The 17,376-nt window shown below is 63.3% G+C and carries 11 protein-coding genes and 1 pseudogene; 5 read left to right on the forward strand and 7 right to left on the reverse strand.

The features are described 5' to 3' along the window. Nucleotides 1-11 precede the first annotated feature (11 nt). On the forward strand, nt 12-1,598 hold the full coding sequence (locus tag CLV84_RS03955; RefSeq protein WP_104418430.1) for a calcineurin-like phosphoesterase C-terminal domain-containing protein: 1,587 nt from the start codon (nt 12-14) through the stop codon (nt 1,596-1,598). Between the two features lie 27 nt (nt 1,599-1,625). Next, entirely contained in the window at nt 1,626-2,228 is a 603-nt protein-coding gene (locus CLV84_RS03960; RefSeq protein ID WP_104418431.1) for a trimeric intracellular cation channel family protein, read from the forward strand. 107 nt (nt 2,229-2,335) lie between these two features. Here the strand turns inward: CLV84_RS03960 and CLV84_RS03965 are convergent, their stop codons facing one another. Continuing rightward, nucleotides 2,336-2,779, reverse strand: a complete 444-nt coding sequence (locus CLV84_RS03965; RefSeq protein WP_104418432.1) for a hypothetical protein — start codon at nt 2,777-2,779, stop codon at nt 2,336-2,338. A gap of 1,139 nt (nt 2,780-3,918) precedes the next feature. Between CLV84_RS03965 and CLV84_RS03970 the strand changes: the two genes are divergently transcribed. Both CLV84_RS03970 and CLV84_RS03975 read left to right on the forward strand, forming a co-directional pair. After that, complete coding sequence (locus CLV84_RS03970) at nt 3,919-5,103, forward strand: hypothetical protein (protein WP_104418433.1); 1,185 nt, start codon at nt 3,919-3,921, stop codon at nt 5,101-5,103. Next, entirely contained in the window at nt 5,100-7,022 is a 1,923-nt protein-coding gene (locus tag CLV84_RS03975) for a DUF5060 domain-containing protein (protein ID WP_104418434.1), read from the forward strand. The genes CLV84_RS03970 and CLV84_RS03975 overlap by 4 nt, the downstream gene beginning before the upstream one ends. Before the next feature lie 11 nt (nt 7,023-7,033). Here CLV84_RS03975 and CLV84_RS03980 read toward each other — a convergent pair whose 3' ends face one another. The 5 genes from CLV84_RS03980 to CLV84_RS04000 form a co-directional block, all read right to left on the reverse strand. Next, entirely contained in the window at nt 7,034-7,459 is a 426-nt protein-coding gene (locus CLV84_RS03980; protein ID WP_104418435.1) for a VOC family protein, read from the reverse strand. Nucleotides 7,460-7,577: 118 nt separating this feature from the next. Then, complete coding sequence (locus CLV84_RS03985) at nt 7,578-8,531, reverse strand: alpha/beta hydrolase (RefSeq protein ID WP_104418436.1); 954 nt, start codon at nt 8,529-8,531, stop codon at nt 7,578-7,580. 159 nt (nt 8,532-8,690) lie between these two features. Further along, nucleotides 8,691-9,770, reverse strand: coding sequence for a hypothetical protein (locus tag CLV84_RS03990; RefSeq protein ID WP_104418437.1), 1,080 nt, complete (start codon nt 9,768-9,770; stop codon nt 8,691-8,693). Between the two features lie 182 nt (nt 9,771-9,952). Continuing rightward, nucleotides 9,953-11,245, reverse strand: coding sequence for a DUF1593 domain-containing protein (locus CLV84_RS03995; RefSeq protein ID WP_104418438.1), 1,293 nt, complete (start codon nt 11,243-11,245; stop codon nt 9,953-9,955). Between the two features lie 100 nt (nt 11,246-11,345). Next, nucleotides 11,346-12,902, reverse strand: coding sequence for an arylsulfatase (locus tag CLV84_RS04000; RefSeq protein WP_211295163.1), 1,557 nt, complete (start codon nt 12,900-12,902; stop codon nt 11,346-11,348). A gap of 531 nt (nt 12,903-13,433) precedes the next feature. On the opposite strand from CLV84_RS04000, the gene CLV84_RS04010 reads away from it, so the two are divergent. After that, a complete protein-coding gene (locus CLV84_RS04010) occupies nt 13,434-16,937 on the forward strand; it encodes a sulfatase-like hydrolase/transferase (protein ID WP_104418440.1) in 3,504 nt (1,167 codons plus the stop codon). Nucleotides 16,938-16,963: 26 nt separating this feature from the next. Here CLV84_RS04010 and CLV84_RS04015 read toward each other — a convergent pair. Continuing rightward, a pseudogene (locus CLV84_RS04015) lies at nt 16,964-17,328 on the reverse strand (DUF2200 domain-containing protein). Nucleotides 17,329-17,376: the final 48 nt, after the last annotated feature.

A 17,376-nucleotide genomic window follows, 5' to 3' on the forward strand; every position in this document is an offset into this window, starting at 1 on the left:
ACAAAAGAACCATGACCAAGCTCCTCCTTCCCACTCTTCTTTACCTATTGCTGGCCGGCGGCCTCTCCGCCCAGGATACGGCCACCGGAACCGTCTACGCCGACACCAACGGTAACGGGACCCGCGACGCCGGCGAAAAAGGTATCGCCGCCGTAAGCGTCACCAATGGCGAACGGGTCGTCCGGACCGACGCCGCCGGCCGGTACACCCTGCCGATCGGCGACGACCACATCGTCAGCGTCATCAAGCCCGCTGGCTACGCCGTACCGACCGACGCGAACAACCTGCCCCGCTTCTACTACATCCACAAGCCGGCGGGCTCCCCCAGTTCGGACTTCGCCGGCGTAGCGGCCACCGGTCCGCTACCGGACGCCATCGACTTTGGCCTCGTTCCCCGGGAGGAACCGGAGCAGTTTACCGCCCTCATTTTCGGCGATCCCCAGCCCTACACCCTGGAGGAGGTCGACTTCTTCGCCCGCGGCGTGGTTGCCGAAGTGGAAGGGATCGAGAACATTCCCTTCGGCCTCAGTCTGGGCGACCTGGTGGGCAACGATCTCGACCTCTTCAACCCCTACATCCAGGCGGTGAAACGGGTTGGGATCCCTTGGTACAACGTCATGGGGAACCACGACCTGAACTTCGACGCGCCGACGGACCAACTCGCCGACGAGACCTACGAGGCCCACTTCGGTCCGGCCAATTACGCCTTCAACTACGGCAAGGTGCACTTCATCGTGCTGGATAACATCCTCTACCCCGATCCCCGCGACTCCAGCGGCTACTGGGGCGGCTACCGGGAAGACCAGCTCGACTTCGTGGAGAACGACCTCCGCTTCGTGCCCGAGGATCACCTGGTCGTACTCGCCCACCACATTCCCCTGGACGAATTCGGCGGGGAGACCTACCGCGACGAAGACCGCGCCCGCCTGTTCGACATCCTGGCCGATCACCCGCATACGCTGTCGCTGTCGGCCCACACCCACACCCAACGCCAGGACTACTTCGGCGCCGAGGAAGGCTGGCGGGGCGATTCCGTCCACCACGAGTACAACGTCGGCACCACCTCCGGCGACTGGTATTCCGGCAGGCTGGACGACCGGGGCATCCCCGTTTCCACCATGCGCGACGGTACGCCTAAGGGCTATGCTTTCCTCCACTTCGACGGCAACCAGTACCGGACCGAATACCGCGTGGCCGGTAAACCCGCGACCTACCAGATGGAGCTCTTTCACCCGCGGGTGATCGCCCGGGGCCGCAACACCCAGGCCGGCATCTACGCGAACTTCTTCGTGGGCCGCGAGGGCGACGAGGTGGTTTACCGCGTTGACGACGGCGCATGGCAGGCGATGGAATACGTCGAGGAGCAGGACCCCAGCTACGAGGCCTCCGTCTACGAATGGGACACCGCCGAGGAGCTCCTGCCCGGCCGCCGCGGCTCGAACGCCGTACCCAGCACCCACCTCTGGCGCGGCAACATCCCCGCCAAATTAGCGGCGGGCGAGCATACCATCGAGGTGCGGGCTACCGATCAGTTCGGCCAGGTCCACACCGGGAAGAGTGCGTACCGCGTGGAAGCCGTGCGGGAAGCGGGAAGGTAGGCGGCGAATAGCCCCTATTTTCGCCGCATGGAATACTTCGTCCTTACCATCGACTACGTGGGCGTCCTGGTCTTCGCGATCTCGGGGGCGCTGGCGGGCATGCGGTCCAAGTTTGACATCTTCGGGGTGTTCATCATGGCGCTGGTGACGGCCACCGGGGGCGGTACCCTCCGCGACCTCCTGCTGGGCAGCACCCCGGTCAACTGGATGCTGCACCCGCTGTACGTCTACCTCGTGATCGGGGGCGTGGCCGTCACGTACCTCTTCCGCACCCAGGTAGTGAAACTGCGGCGCAGCCACTTCCTCTTCGATACCATCGGCATCGCGCTGTATACCGTGGCGGGGGTACAGAAGGCGCTGGCGTACGAGCTGAGTCCGCTGGTGGCGGTCATGCTGGGGGTGGTGTCGGCTACCTTCGGCGGCGTGATTCGCGACGTGTTGGCCGGGGAACCGCCGTTGATCTTCCGCAAGGAGATCTACGCCAGTGCCTGCCTCGCCGGCGGGGTGGTCTTCCTGCTGGTGACGGCCTTGGTGGGCGAGAAAGCCGGCACGGTGACGGCGATCATTGTGGTCTTCCTGATCCGCTACTTCGCGATTAAGTACAAGTGGTCGCTGTCGGTATCGGCGTGACGGCAAAGAAGGGTTTGGGCGCCGGGGCGCGGGTGCCGGAGATCGTGGAAGGGGGAGCGTTTTCCGGCAGGGTCACCCTGGCGCCGTCACCCGCAGCGCTATCCGGACTACACGAAAAGATCATTAAAAAAGAGTTCCACGAGATTGCCCAGGATAAAGCTACCCATGGCCCCCAGTGCCGAAATACGTCCGAGCCGGTAGGCATTCGTAAACGCCAGCCTTAGCGACACCGCGCTGCAGGCCAGTAGGATTAGCCTCGCGTAGAGCGGAATGGTGGTGGGAGATAAGCCGATCAGGTTGAAGAACACCTCCGCCACGACGGTAAAGCCAAACAGCGCCAGGGTGAAATTTGCCTTCCGATGCCCGAAGTAGAGGTAGCCACCGGCAAGGAGGAGTTCGACGCAGATGGCAAGCGGTCCGAACTGGGTGTAATATTCCGGCTGGAAGTAGCCCGAGAGGCCGACCGGGTACGTAGTGGCCGCAAAGAACACCCCGCCCAGTCCCAGGGCGATGACAATGAAAACGGTCGCGACGACTTTTCGGCTAAGCATGGTTGCGGCAATCAGGAAGGGTCAAGAAGATTGGGTTTTTGGCAATAGTAGGCTTGCCGTTCCCTGTTGCCCAGCTTTATCGATGACCGCCGCCGATTGCTTCGACGAAGGCTACCCTCTCGCCACTATGATCCAGGGTCGAACCCTTCCAGGGTGAGATGGTGTGCGTGGCATCTCGCCGCGATAATCCAAGGTCGAGCCCTTCCAGGGCGAGTAGTGTGCGTAGCATCTCGGCCCGGAGGGCGCTCGACCTCGGCTGGTGGCGGAGTCGATGCTACGCTCCAGGGTCGAGCCCTTCCAGGGTGGGATGGCGTGCGTAGCATCTCGCCGCGATGATCCAAGGTCGAATCCTTCCAGGGTGAGATAGTTTACGTGGCATCTCGCCGCGATAATCCAAGGTAGAGCCCTTCCAGGGTGAGCTGGTGTGCATGCCATCTCGCCGCGACAATCCAAGGTCTAACCCTTCTAGGGTGAGATAGTGTGCGTGGCATCTCAGCCCAGAGGGCACTCGACCTCGGATGGTGGCATGGTCGCCGCTACGTTCCAAGGTCGAGCCCTTCCAGGGCGAGTAGTATGCGTAGCATCTCGGCCCGGAGGGCGCTCGACCTCGGCTAGTGGCGGAGTCGATGCTACGCTGCAAGGTCGAACCCTTCCAGGGTAGGATGGCGTGCGTAGCATCTCGCCGCGATAATCCAAGGTCGAACCCTTCCAGGGTGAGCTGGTGTGCATGCCATCTCGCCGCGACAATCCAAGGTCGAACCCTTCTAGGGTGAGATAGTGTGCGTGGCATCTCGGCCCAGAGGGCACTCGACCTCGGCTGGTGGCATGGTCGGCGCAACATTTGAAGGTCGAGTCCTTCCAGGGCGAGTAGTGTGCGTACCATCTCGGCCCGGAGGGCGCTCGACCTCGGCTGGTGTCGGGGTCGGTGCTACGCTCCAAGGTCGAAGCCTTCCAGGGTGAGATAACATACGTGCCATCTCGCCGCGATAATCCAGGGTCGAACCCTTCCAGGGTGAGATAACGTACGTGACATCTCAACCCAGCCATCCCCTATCTCCCCGGCTTCCAGGAGACATACCTCCCGAACGGTCACAATCGATTGCGCCGGATTGGGTACTTTTCCCCCCTAAAGTCCGCTCATGTACCGCTTCCTCCTGGCTTGTATGCTGCTTCCCCTCTGGTCTAGTGCCCAGTTTCGGGACGACTTCGATGTCGACAGCCAAAACGACTATATCCTCATGACCGGCGACGGCGATCCCACCATGGCGCTCACCGCCCGCAACGGCCACGGCATCATCTCCATCGACGCTACCCGCGACCGGCATAACGTCTGGTGGACCATCCTCAAGCGCGACGTTTCCGACTTACTGGACTTGCCCAAACTCGAGGACCCGGCCAACGAGCTGCTCGTGGAAGCCCGGGTGAAGATCAGCGCCGCTCCCCGCCGCGTCAACTTCATGGTGGTCACTAACCGGACCACCGACTTCCACGAGCACCTGCGGGAATTCGATATCGCGGATACCAGCGAATGGCACACCATCAGCTTCCTCACCCGGGATCTGGACGTGCGGGCCGACGATACCCTCTACGTCCAGTTCTGCGCCACCGACTTCGGGCCGGACACCTACGAAGTGCAGCTGGATTACTTCCGTGCCGATATCGTGAAGGCCGCCGACGCCAGTCCGGAACAAGGAGAACCCCTCATGTATCACCCCGAGGTGCCCGACCTGGCCACCTTCGACCGGGTGCTGCCGGTGGCGCAGAACGCCGTCATCGCGCCCGATTACCCCGAGGTCAACTTCAGTAACTGGACGGCCCGGGAGGGCGAAGCGGATGTGCCGGTACTGAGCGTCGGACGTGGCCAGTATGCCCTCCTGCGCTGGGAGCTAGACGACTTCCGCGGGGAAGCCGCCGACGGGGCCGGTATCCTGGAATTGACCACCCAGGCCGTGGCCTCCGGGGGCAACTACCGCGAGGCCTACGGCGATCAGCTTGGCGAGGAGTTCCCCAAGGTGCGTATCATCGAGGTGATGGGCGGTGACCCCGACTGGCAGCAGGACAGCGTGACCTACGATGACTTTCTCTTACCCGACGGCAGCGAGCCGCTGAACCAACAGATGATCTTCGACGTGGCGGTCACGGCGGGGCGGGGGAGCGTCACCCACGTCACCCTCTCCCGACCGGTGATGCAGCGCCTCCTCGACGGCACCACCACCGGACTGATCATCAAACCCCTCGGCCTCATCAACGCCAGCTTCTACGCGAACGACGGTGACCAGGGCCCGAAACTCTATTTCAACCTCCGCCAAACCGCCGGCCGATGATGCGCGACTACCTGTTTTTTCTTGCCGTTTGCCTGCTTACCTCCCTGCCGCTGCTCAGCCAGGAGGCGGTTGGCGTCCACCACGTCTGGGAAGTAGTGGAAATCGAGCTCACCGCCGCCGAGGACTACGCTAATCCCTACGCCGAGGTCGCTATCTACGCGGAGCTGGAAGGCCCCGATTTCTCCAGACGCGTCTACGGTTTCTGGGATGGCGACTCCACCTTCCGCATCCGGCTGACCGCCCCGACGCCCGGCGAGTGGACCTTTACCACCGGATCGAACCAGCCGGACGATGCGGGGCTCAACGGACACCGCGGCTCCTTTCGGGCCGAGCCCTGGTCCGAAGGGGAGTTGGCCGAAAACCCGGTACGCCGTGGGTTCCTGCGCCCCGACGCAAACGGACACGCCTTAATCTTTGCCGACGGTACCCCCTTCTTCATGCTGGGCGATACCTGGCTGGCGGGGAGTACGTGGCGGCTGCCCTTCCGCGGCGCGGTGACGGACAGCAGCTACCAACCCGGTCCCGGCATCGGCTTCGAGGATGCCGTGGGGTGCCGCAAGCGGCAGGGTTTCAACTCGGTGAGCATGATCGCGGCCTTCCCGAACTGGGATGCGGACGTGCACCCCAGCACCTACGCGGATTCCAATGAGGTGTACCTGCGCAACGCCTGGGAGAAATTCGGCTATACCGTGTCGGATTCCCTGGGGCGCGATGCCTCCGGCGACATGAGCTACTGGGGAAGTTTTACGGCCAAAAATATGCGCGACGAGCGCGGGAACCTGCCCTTTCACCCTTCGGCAGGAAGGGAGGAACTGTCCGATTTCGACCGGGTCAACCCGGCCTATTTCCGCAGCCTGGACCAGAAAATGGCCTTCCTGTCGGAGCAGGGCTTCACCTCCCTGCTGGAGACGGTGCGGCGGGATGCGGGTCCGGCGTGGGCGGCCTACTTCGACTTCAACGAGAGCTTCGCGCGCTACTTTCAGTACCTGATCGCGCGCTACGGGGCCTATAACGTGGTGTTCAGCGGTATCCACCTTGACTGGATTCCGGAAGATTTCAGTTTGACGGCCGATCAGTTCAACGAGGCGCTGACGTACCACCGGGAAACCTATGGTCCGCCCCCCTTCGGCCAACCCGTAACGGCCCTGATCAACAACAGCACCCTGGAGCAATTCGGCGCCGGCGACGAGGCGCCCTGGCTCACCATCCAGAGCGTCGGGAATAAGCCGCGCGATCACCGGGTGAGCGATTCGCTGGAGTCCATCTTCGCGGTAGAGCCGCCGTACCCGGCCATCAACTTCGAGCCGTACTACACCGGCTGGGACCACGAGATCAACAAGCCGGGAGGCGAGCGGCCACCGGCGAATTCGGAGCGGGATAACTACTTCGCCCGGGCGCAGATGTACGGGTCGGTGCTGTCGGGCGGACTGGCCGGCCACGTGCACGGTACGGCCGCCTACGACATCACCACCACCGGAGAGCCGGCGGGTGCGCGTCCCCACTTCTGGGAGGCGCTGGGCTATACCTCCGGAAGTTATATGGTTCACCTGGGCGAATTCATGCTGTCCGAAGGCGACGCCTACGCTGCGCTGCGGCCGGTGCGGGAGGATCTGCATCCCCACAAGGCGCCCGATGCGCCCTTCGACGGACTGGACGGCTGGGCCTACCTGCTCCGTGACCCGGCGGCGCAGCTGGCCCTGCTCTACTTCGAGCACGGAGCCGCGGTGCCCGAGGTGCACGGCATGCAAGCCAGTGCAGAGTACCGCCTGACCTGGTACGACCCGACCACGGGGGTATGGGGCGATGACACGGAACTGCGGAGCGATGCGAACGGGGTGATCAAGCTACCCGCTTTCCCCGCCGCCAGCGACCGCGAGAACCGGGACTGGGCCGCGAAGCTGAAGCTGGTCGCCGACTAGGTAGACTTCCCTCAGGCATTTGTCAAGGCTTCGATGTCGAACTTCTTCATTTTGCGGAAGGCCTCCATCACGCGGGGCCCCCGGACGGGATCGCCGAGCAGTTTCGGCAGGACCGCGGGCACGATCTGCCACGACAGGCCGTACTTATCCTTGAGCCAGCCGCAGTTGCCTTCCCGGCCGCCGTCGGCGGTGAGGTGGGTCCAGTAGTGGTCTATTTCGTCCTGGTCGGCACAGGTGACCACGAAGGAGACGGCCTCGTTAAAGGAGAACTGCGGTCCGCCGTTGAGGCCCATGAAGGTCCGGCCGTTCAATTCGAAATTCACCACCATCGGGTTTTCCGAGAGGATGCGGGAATCCGGAAAGACGGAGCAATAATAGCGGGCGGCTTCGCCGGCGGTACCGTCGAACCAGAGGCAGGGATGGATAGGAAGGGTCATGTGGGCGGGTACCGGTCACCGTGCGGAATGACGGAGGGGGAGCAATGGCACTGCCGGTTGTTCCGGAGGACGCCGCGCGGGCCAACCGGGACTGGGCGGTCATGCCGCGCGGGCGATCTTATTTTCCGGGAGCGTCGGTGAGAAAGTCGTTCACCGTGAGCCAGTGGACGAAGGCATCGAACCAGCGGTTACTGGTCCGGTCGGGATTGCCGAGGCCGAAACCGTGGCCGCCGTTCTGGTAAAGGTGAAACTCGACGGGGATACCCGCTTTGTACCAGGATTCGATTACGCCGAACTGACCCCCGAAGAGGAAATCGTCCGAAGCGATCGCACTGAACATGGGTGGGGCATCCTCGGGTACTTCGACGGGGCCCATGCCGCCGTAGATCGGTCCGATAAAGGCCAGGTTCATCGATTCGGAGTTGAGCGTCGAATGCATCGTGAGCCCGGCGCCGGCCGAAAAGCCGATCATACCGATCCGGTCGGTATCGACCCCCCATTCCTCGGCCCGGTCAACGATCATGGCGTAGGCGGCCTCGGCGTCTTCCAGTTGATTGGAGAGATCGCGGCGCGGACGGGCGGGCGGGGTTTCCGCGGCTGCCTCCCCCTCGGCGGGCGGGGCCGGTGCGGTGCGGGGGCGGTTCATGAAGGCCGTGAAGTCTTCGAGGGTCTCCGCCGTGGGGTGGAGGCGGTATTTCAGTACGAACGCCGCGATGCCCTGCTTGGCCAGTGCTTCGGCGACTTCCCAGCCTTCATTGCCCATCGAGAGCCACATAAATCCACCGCCGGGCGCCACGATCACGGCCGCGCCGTTCGCCGTGCCGGGCTCGGGCAGGAAGGGGGTGAGGGTGGCTTCCGTAATGTTGCGCGCCATGGGGTCGCCCCACTGCCGGAACCAGGATTCGGAAGCGGGCTGATCGTCGACGCCGCCCGTATTCAGGGGGATCGCATTGGGCTCCGCGGGGGCATCCAGGGGGTAGATGGTACCGTCCTGCGCCACGGCGGGGGCGGCGAAGACGAAAAGAAGGGCCACAAGGACCGGTGCGAAGAAAGGCTTGGCGATGTAGTGCATGTCGACGGGATCGGTAGGATGAAGGCTAAAAATAAGCAATGTCTGTACCTACGCCGAATCTTTTTTCAAATTCCCCACGGGCGACGGACCGATCTCGCCCACGTGGGGTGGGCCCCTCGCCGGATGCACCGATGCCGCGCATCCTGTATCGCAGCGGGATCAGTGCCGGTACCGCTCCGAAAGCATCACCGCGCAACCCAGGTGGAAGGATTGGGCGAGGTAGGCGGTGGGGACGATCATCAGGTCCTGCTCAAATTCCACCCCGTAACTCAGGCTCAGGAATACCCGGGGACCTACCCGCACGAAGGCACCGACGTTCCCGGATACGGTGTGGGCGGTCAGGTTATTGAAGATCGGGCCGAAGGCGATCCGCGGCCGGAACGCTCCTGACGGGTAGATGTACTCCAGTTGCAGGGGGATCTTGAAGAAGGCTTTCGAGCCGGTTTCCAACTGCAGGCGGGAATAGAGTACGCCCGTGCGGAAGTAGAGCTTTTCGTTGACGCGCGGCGACCAGAAGTGCACGACGGCCCCCACCGGGTAATACGACGACGCGGTGAGGTCGGGTACGTCGGTGTAGGTAGCAAAACCGCCCAGGAGTTCCGGATTCGGCACGATCAGCGGCGGTTGCTCCTTCAGCACGGTAAATTTCTCCGCGATCCCCAGCGCCTCGTGGTATTCGCGGAGCAGCTTGATCAACGCATTATGCTTGGGTTCGCCCAGGTCTTCCGTCAGCGCCGCCGCGTCGGGCAGGTCCTGCATGAAGTAATTAAGGCGGAGGATGTGGCTTTTCGACTCGTTGTACACCCGTCTCCCGTTCACGTACTTGATGGACTCCCGGTATTCCAGTTCGGACAATTCGAGCCCCGGTTTGTCGACGTAGTAATGATTGCCGAGGGTGTCGCGGTAGTAGTACAGGCTGATCCGGCCGTCGGTGAGGCGTTCCAGGAACACCTTTTCCCCGTCCACCTCCTCCGAGACGAACGACCGGCCCCCGTCGAAGCGGTAGGCGGCGATCTCCCCGGGCGCGTAGGTGGTGGCGTCGCCGTCGGGCGTCCGGAAGCGGGCGTGGTAGCTCAGGGCCAGATCGCCCCGGTAGTGGAGCTCCCCGGTGATCGTATCGTTGGCCTTCGTTACCATGTATCCGGGCCGGAAGTCCCGTTGGGCGGTGACTACGGTAGTGCCGATGAGCAGTAAAATTACCGCGATCAGTCGGCAGTTAGGGTAAAGGCGTGAAAGCAAGGTTAATCGATTGTAGGCCGGTGGGGTTAAACAGGTTAGGCCCACTAGGGCTCCGAACTTAACGGGGCGGGGCCGGCGATATTTTGCCTGACAAACGCAGGGTGGGGCGCCGGCGCGCGGGTGCCGGGCAAACCCGGAAAGGCCACGGCACTCCTGGCTAACGAAACACCTGGTCCCGTAAGCTACTTTTCCACGGTAAAGGTCAACCGCCGGTACCGTTTCAGACTCGGCATCCCATCGTCCTGCACTTCCAGGATGATGTACAGCGGGCCGTTCGGCATATCCGGCACGGTGAAGGAAGCGTCGGCCGCCGTTTCCCGGTCGATCTTGAGGGGCTGCGCCATGCCCGACGGATCGGGGTAGTGCCACCAGTAGTAATAAACGGCATCACCGTCCGGATCGGTGGCCCGCGCCGTCAGGGATACTTGCTGGCCGGGTTGCACGACCCCGTCGGTGCCGGTCGCTTCGATGACGGGCGAGTGGTTGGCGTCTTCGTAGGACTTCACCGACCAGTCCGCTCGCGCCGCGAAGTCGTGCTGCACGTCGGGGATCCACCGCCAGAGGGTTTTGTGGGGATTCCCGTCGTCGGCGGCGTCCATCCAGTAGTTGCCGCGCACGGAGCCGTAGCGGCCGCCCCATCCGCCGAGGGCGTAATCGGCGTAAGCTTCCAGGCCGTTATCCACGAAGTTCAGGAAGGCCGGGGTGTCGCCCTCGCTGACGTTATCCTGGGGGTACCAGGCGCCGAGGGGACCGTGGCCGTTCTTTACGTTTTCGGAGAGCCACCGCCGGCTCATGAGTTTGGGGTAGGGATTGTGGGCTAAGGGATCATCAACGCCGTGGTAATTCCAGGTCATGTGGAAGGCGTTGTTGCGGATCACCCGGATCTCCGGCAGATTGGCTACGATCCAGTCGCCGGCCGCGTCCTGGAAGTCGATGGTGATCACCCGCACCTGGGCCGCCTTTTGGGCGTACGCTTCCGGGTGGTCGTTCCGGAATTTCCACAGCGCATGGGCCACGGTATTGACCCCGCCCCAGCAGTTGAGGTGCAGCAGCTCGTCGTCCAGGGCCAGCAGCTCCCGCACGATCAGGTCGGCTCCCTCCGAGTCGGCGTAGGGGGGCGCGCCGGTCAGGTGGTCGGGATCCTCGTTGCCCCGCACGGTGATCGATTCCAGGTAGTCCACCGTGGGGTAATCCGGATCGTGCAGCAGCAGGTTGTCCCGCACCACGCCGTACACCCGGTAAGCCTCCCCGATCCACCCCAGCCCGTGGCCGTTTTGCTGCCACTTGGAATTGGTGGCGATGATGCCCCGCACGTCGACATCGGATGTGTACAGCAGAAACCGCACGAAGGAGCTCCGGTCGTCTACTTCCCCGTCCTGGGTGATGATGACGAGGGGCTTCGCCGCCTGGCCGGTGGCGACGGCGGACAGGGTCACGAGGAGCAGGCAGTTTATGGCGATGCTAGTTTTTTGCATGATCTACTGTTGGAAAGTCGGGAGGCTGGGGCAATTTACCGCTTCGTACATGCTCCAAGCCGGGTAGACGTTCATCCGGCAGGGCGAAGGGGGTCGTCCCCTACACACCGACCGCCTGGGCCCAGCCAGCGTACAGTTTGGCCAGCTCGCTCACGGTAGCCGGCTGCTCGGTGGCGATATTGGTGCCTTCGGTGGGGTCGTTGCGGAGGTCGAAGAGCATCCAGGCCCCGTCTTCCCGGTGGCGGACCAGCTTATACCGCCCGCGCCGCACCGCCGCCCGGCCGAAGTGCTCCCAGAAGAGCGGCCGCGTTTGCTCGTAGGCCTCCGATTCCAGGTTGGAAAAGATATCCCTTCCCGGCAACGCTTCCCCGCCGAGCGGGATGCCGGCCGCGGAGAGGGCGGTGGGGTAGAGGTCGATCACGTGGCCGTAGGCGTCGATCCAGTCGTCACCCTGCGGGGCACCGGCCGGCCAGTGCACGATCAGGGGGGTGGCGATACCGCCCTCGTCGGTCCACTGCTTGTATTTGCGGAAGGGGACGTTGCTGAGCTGGCTCCACGGTTTGCGGTAGGCAACGTAGCTGCCGGGCAGGCCGATGGTGGCCGTGTCGCGGTGCAGCTGGCGGCCGCTGATGTCCTCGGCGCAGCCGCCGTTGTCGGAAAGGAAGACGAGCAGGGTGTTATCGAGTTCACCGCTTTCTTCCAATTGCTCGATGAGCCGACCAATGCCTTCGTCCATGCGGTGCACCATGGCGGCGTACACCTCCATGCGGCGTTCCCACTGGTCGGCGGGGTCGATGTCGGTCCACTCCGGCACGTCGTCCTCCAGCGGCGGTAAGGCGTATCGCGCATCGATGAGGCCGAGCTCCCGTTGCCGGGCGTGGCGCAGGTGGCGGAGGCTATCCCAGCCCGCGGCGTACTTCCCCCGGTACAGCTGGGTGGTGGCTTCGGGGGCGTGGAGCGGCCAGTGGGGAGCGGTGAAGGCGAGATAGAGGAAAAAGGGTTGGTCGCCCTGGGTTTGCTCGTGGTCGCGCAGTACGTCGACGGCGAAGTCGGCGTAGGCATCGGTGGCGTAGAAGCCAGTGGCGGGAGGCGTCCAGGGCACCGAATCCAGCACCATCTGCCGTTGGCGGTCCTGATCGGTGCGGAGGGTGTAGTAACTGCTCGCCCCGCTGATGAGCCCGAAGTAGCGGTCGAAGCCCCGCCGGAGCGGCCAGTGCTCCGGTTTTTCGCCTACGTGCCACTTGCCGGATAGGTAGGTTCGGTAACCCGCGTCGGCCAGTCGCTCCGCCAGGGTGGGAACGTCCTCGCGGAGGTAGCCCTGGTAGGGGCCCGGTTCCGGGGTGCTTTCGACGCTGCTGACCATCTTTCCCATGCCCGCTACGTGGGGGTACTGACCGGTCAGGAGCGACGCACGGGTGGGGCAGCAGCGGGCCGCGTTGTAGAAATGGCGAAACTTGAGCCCGTCGGCCGCCAGCCGGTCGAGGTGGGGGGTGGCGATCTCGCCGCCGTAACATCCGATGTCGGAATAGCCCATATCGTCGGCCAGGATGATGACGATGTTGGGGCGGTCGTCGGTGGGGCCGGCGGGATCGGCATTCGAACGGCACCCAACCGCGAAAAGGAAGGGTATGGCGAGGATCACTACGGACAATTTCATGGAATCAAGTTAGAATTTCCCGCGGTGCCGGTGGGGCGCAATTGTCCACCACCTTCGATCACCGGTTGCTTCCCGATGGAACCGGTCGGCCGGCGCACTAAATGCATTCCAGCCAGTAGCAAGCGCTGGAACGTAAAGGGGTAAGCTCGGTGGACTACCTATTCGCCGCGAAACTTCCGCAAGCGAAGCAGGTGAGTGCAGGACGGTTGGCGCGGAGGTTCGACGTACTATTTCGGTACGATACTGCCCGATCATGCAAGCCTTGGCCTATGTACCGCTATCGATCCACAACACCGGTTTCGCCTCGTCCGGCGCTGACGACCATGCCCCGTACGCCGGCAATGGCTCGGCCACCCGGAGGCAGGGTGCATCCTCGTCCCGCGAGCGCGTGGGTGACGGAGCCCCGATCGCAGTGCCCACCAGCGCCATGACAAATTTTGTTTTATATGATTGAGTTTCGTGACCCGCCGTGCCAGATATCCCCATATTGGGCGTCGGCGGGTCATTTCTGATACCTCATCTTCCCCCAATATGACCGATCCTTTTCGACCCAGTTGTATCGTTTTAATTTTGCTGTTGACCGCGGTAAGGCTGGTCGGGCAAACACCGGATCGCCCGAACATCATCTTCATCCTCACCGACGACCAGCGCTTCGATGCCCTGGGTTACGCCGGCAATCCCCTGGCCCACACCCCGGAGATGGACCGCCTGGCCGAAGCCGGCACCTACTTCTCCCACGCCATGGTTACGACGCCCATCTGTGCGGCCAGTCGGGCCAGTATCCTGTCCGGCGTCTACGAACGGGCCCATCGCTTCAACTTTCAGACCGGCAACATACCCGACCGGTACCTCGCCGAAGCTTACCCCGCGGCCCTGCGCGCGGCCGGCTACCGCACGGGCTTTTACGGCAAGTATGGCATCCGCTACGATGGGGAAGAGCTGATGTTTGACGAGTACGAAACCTACGACCGCAACAACGCCTACCCCGACCGCCGCGGCTATTACTACCAAACCCTGGACGGGGATACCGTACACCTCACCCGCTACACGGGGCAGCAGGCCCTGGATTTCGTGGACCGGAACGCCCACCGCGACCAGCCCTTCTGCCTTTCCCTGAGCTTCAGCGCCCCCCACGCCCACGACCCCGCGGAGGAGCAGTACTTCTGGCAATCGGAAACGGATCAGCTATTGACCGACCGGGATGCCCCGCCTCCCGCGCTCGGCGCCCAGGAAAATTTCGACGCCCTGCCGCAGGCCGTGCGCGCCGGCTTCAACCGCCTGCGCTGGACCTGGCGCTATGATACGCCGGAAAAGTACCAGCACAGCGTCAAGGGCTATTTCCGCATGATCGCCGGCATCGACCTGGAGATCGGGAAGCTGCGGCAGAAGCTGGAGGAAAAAGGACTTGCGGAAAACACCGTCATCATCGTCATGGGCGACAACGGCTACTTCCTGGGGGAGCGGCAGCTTGCCGGGAAGTGGCTGCTGTACGAACAGTCGGTGCGGGTGCCCCTGATCGTGTACGACCCCCGCCAGCCCGCCCACTACGACAGCGACGCACTGGCGCTCAACATCGACGTGCCCGCCACCATCCTGGACCTAGCCGGGGTGCCACAGCCGGAAATGTACCAGGGAATTAGTCTGTACCCCATCGTGTCCGGGGCCACGGACGAACTGGACCGCGACACCGCCCTCATCGAGCACATCTGGGAATTCGCGAACATCCCGCCGAGCGAGGGGGTGCGGACGAAGGACTGGAAGTACTTCCGCTACGTCAACGACCGCTCCCTGGAGGAACTGTATGATTTGGGCGCCGGAGCGCAGGAAACCAAGAACCTGGCCGGCGACCCCGCCTACCGCGACAAACTCCTCGAATTCCGCCACGCTACCGACCGGCTGATCGAACGGTATAGCGACGACGGCTCCACCGGACCCACCGGCCTGTCCGTAGAGTACCTCCGCCAACCGGCCGGCCTGCCCCTCCGCGATCCGGAACCGGAATTCGGCTGGGTCGTCCCGGCCGCGTCGGGCGTACAGAGCGCCTACCAGCTGCTGGTCGCCTCGAGCCGGGAAAAGATCGACAACAGCGTAGGGGACGTCTGGAACAGCGACCGGGTACGGAGTGGCGCCTCGTCCGGGATCACCTACGCCGGTCCGCCCCTGGAGCCCGGGCGGGACTACTACTGGAAAGTACGGATCTGGGACGGCCTGAATCGCCTGACGGCCTACAGCGCCCCGCAACGATTTACGGCCGGACCCGCCGCTACCGCCAGCCTGACCACGCCGAACCGCTTCCAGGTCGATACCATCGAACCGGTCGACCGGCGGGAAACGGACGAAGACGTATTCATCGACTTCGGCAGGGACGCCTTCGCGAATATGGAGCTCACCTACACCGCCCGGCGCCCGCACGAGTTGACGGTTCGGGTCGGCGAACTGCTGAACGACGACGGGACGATCGATTCCGAGCCCGGGGGCACCATCCGCTACCAGGAAGTGGAGCTGCCGGTGCGCCGGGGTACCCATACCTACCTGCTGCCCCTGGTGCCCGACGAGCGGAATACCGGACCGGCGGCCGTGCGGATGCCCGATTCCTTCCCGGTCTTGCTACCGTTTCGCTACGCCAGCATCACGGGGGTGAAAAACGACGGCCTGCGGGAGGTGCGGCAGCTGGCTTACCACGGCTACTGGGACGAAGCGGCGAGTTCCTTCACGAGCAGCGATACCATTCTGGACCAGGTTTGGGACCTCTGCAAGTATACCATCAAGGCCACCACCTTCGCGGGGCTCTACGTGGACGGCGACCGGGAACGCATTCCCTACGAGGCCGATGCCTACCTGAATCAGCTGAGCCACTACACCACCGACCGGGAGTACGCCATCGCCCGCAGCACCATCGAGTACTTCATGGAGCACCCGACCTGGCCGACCGAATGGCAGCAGCACGTGGCCCTGATGTTCTACGCCGACTACATGTATACCGGCAATACCGAACTGATCGAGCGGTACTACGAAGACTTGAAGTGGAAGACCCTGATCGGTCTGATCGGCGAGGATCACCTGGTGAGTTCTTCCCGAATCACCCCCGAATACATGCGCAAGCTGGGTTTCGGAGACCGCGACGAGGAACTCCGCGACATCGTCGACTGGCCGCCGGCGGGCTGGGGCGGCTCCGATACCCAGGGCGAACGGGACGGCTTCGTCTTCCGGGACAACAACACCGTGATCAACGCCCTCTTCTACCGGAACATGGAAATCATGGCGGAATTCGCCGACCTGTTGGACAAACCGGAGGAAGCCATTGAGTTCCGGGTGTACGCCCTGCAGGCCAAACGGGCGGTCAACGAAAAAATGCTGGACAAGGAGCGGGGCATCTACGTCGACGGCGAAGGCACCGACCACGCCTCGGTTCACGCCAATATGTTCCCCCTCGCCTTCGGCATGGTACCGGACGCCTACGTGGCCTCGGTGGGAGAGCATATCCAATCGCGCGGTATGGCGGCCAGCGTATACGGGGCCCAGTACCTGATGGAAGCCGTGTACGAAGCAGGCATGGCCGACTACGGGCTACAGCTGCTGACCGATACCAGCGACCGCAGCTGGTACAACATGATCCGCTACGGCTCCACCATGACGATGGAGGCCTGGGATTTCAAGTACAAGACCAATCTCGATCTGAACCACGCCTGGGGGGCGGTGCCGGCCAACATCATCCCGCGCTACCTCTGGGGATTACGGCCGCAGGAGCCGGGGTACGCCGTCGCGCGCATCCATCCCCGGATGAGCACCCTGGAGCGGACCTCGATCGAGGTACCTACCCTGCGGGGCACCATCCGGGGGGAATACGAAAACCTCCATCCAAGCTTACAGGTCTACGAGCTAACCCTCCCCGGCAATATGGTGGCGGAGTTTTCCCTCGATTTAAAGGAGAATCAGGCGATGACGCTAAACGGCGAAAGCGTCAATCCCGCCTTCAAAACGGTCCGCCTGGAACCGGGGCTGAATCGGATCGAGGTGCGGATCAATTCTTTCTGAAGGACGCGCTCCTCGGGAGCATTCCCTCACCCCTCGCGCAGAATCTTCTCCATCTTCCGGCCCCGGGCGAGTTCGTCGACGAGCTTGTCCAGGTACCGTACCCGCCGCGTCAGATCGTTATCGATTTCCTCGATCCGGTAGCCGCAGATCGTGCCGGTGATCAAGTGGGCGTTGGGGTGCAATTGGGCCCGGTCGAAAAAGGCCTGGAAGGTGATGCCCTCGTCGACCAGGGCCTGTATCCGGGACGCTTCGTAGCCGGTAAGCCAGGTGATGACCCGATCGAGTTCTTCCTTCGTGCGGCCCTTTTTCTCCACTTTGGTGACGTAGTGGGGTAGACGGAAGAGAAGGTCATCTTGGCTATGCGCTCGTCCTGACTGCTTTGGTTACGCATCGGGGAGGGGGGTGGTGAACGGTAAAGATCGGGTATTGCGGGTATTCC

This window comes from Neolewinella xylanilytica (genome assembly GCF_002934605.1).
Taxonomy (GTDB): domain Bacteria; phylum Bacteroidota; class Bacteroidia; order Chitinophagales; family Saprospiraceae; genus Neolewinella; species Neolewinella xylanilytica.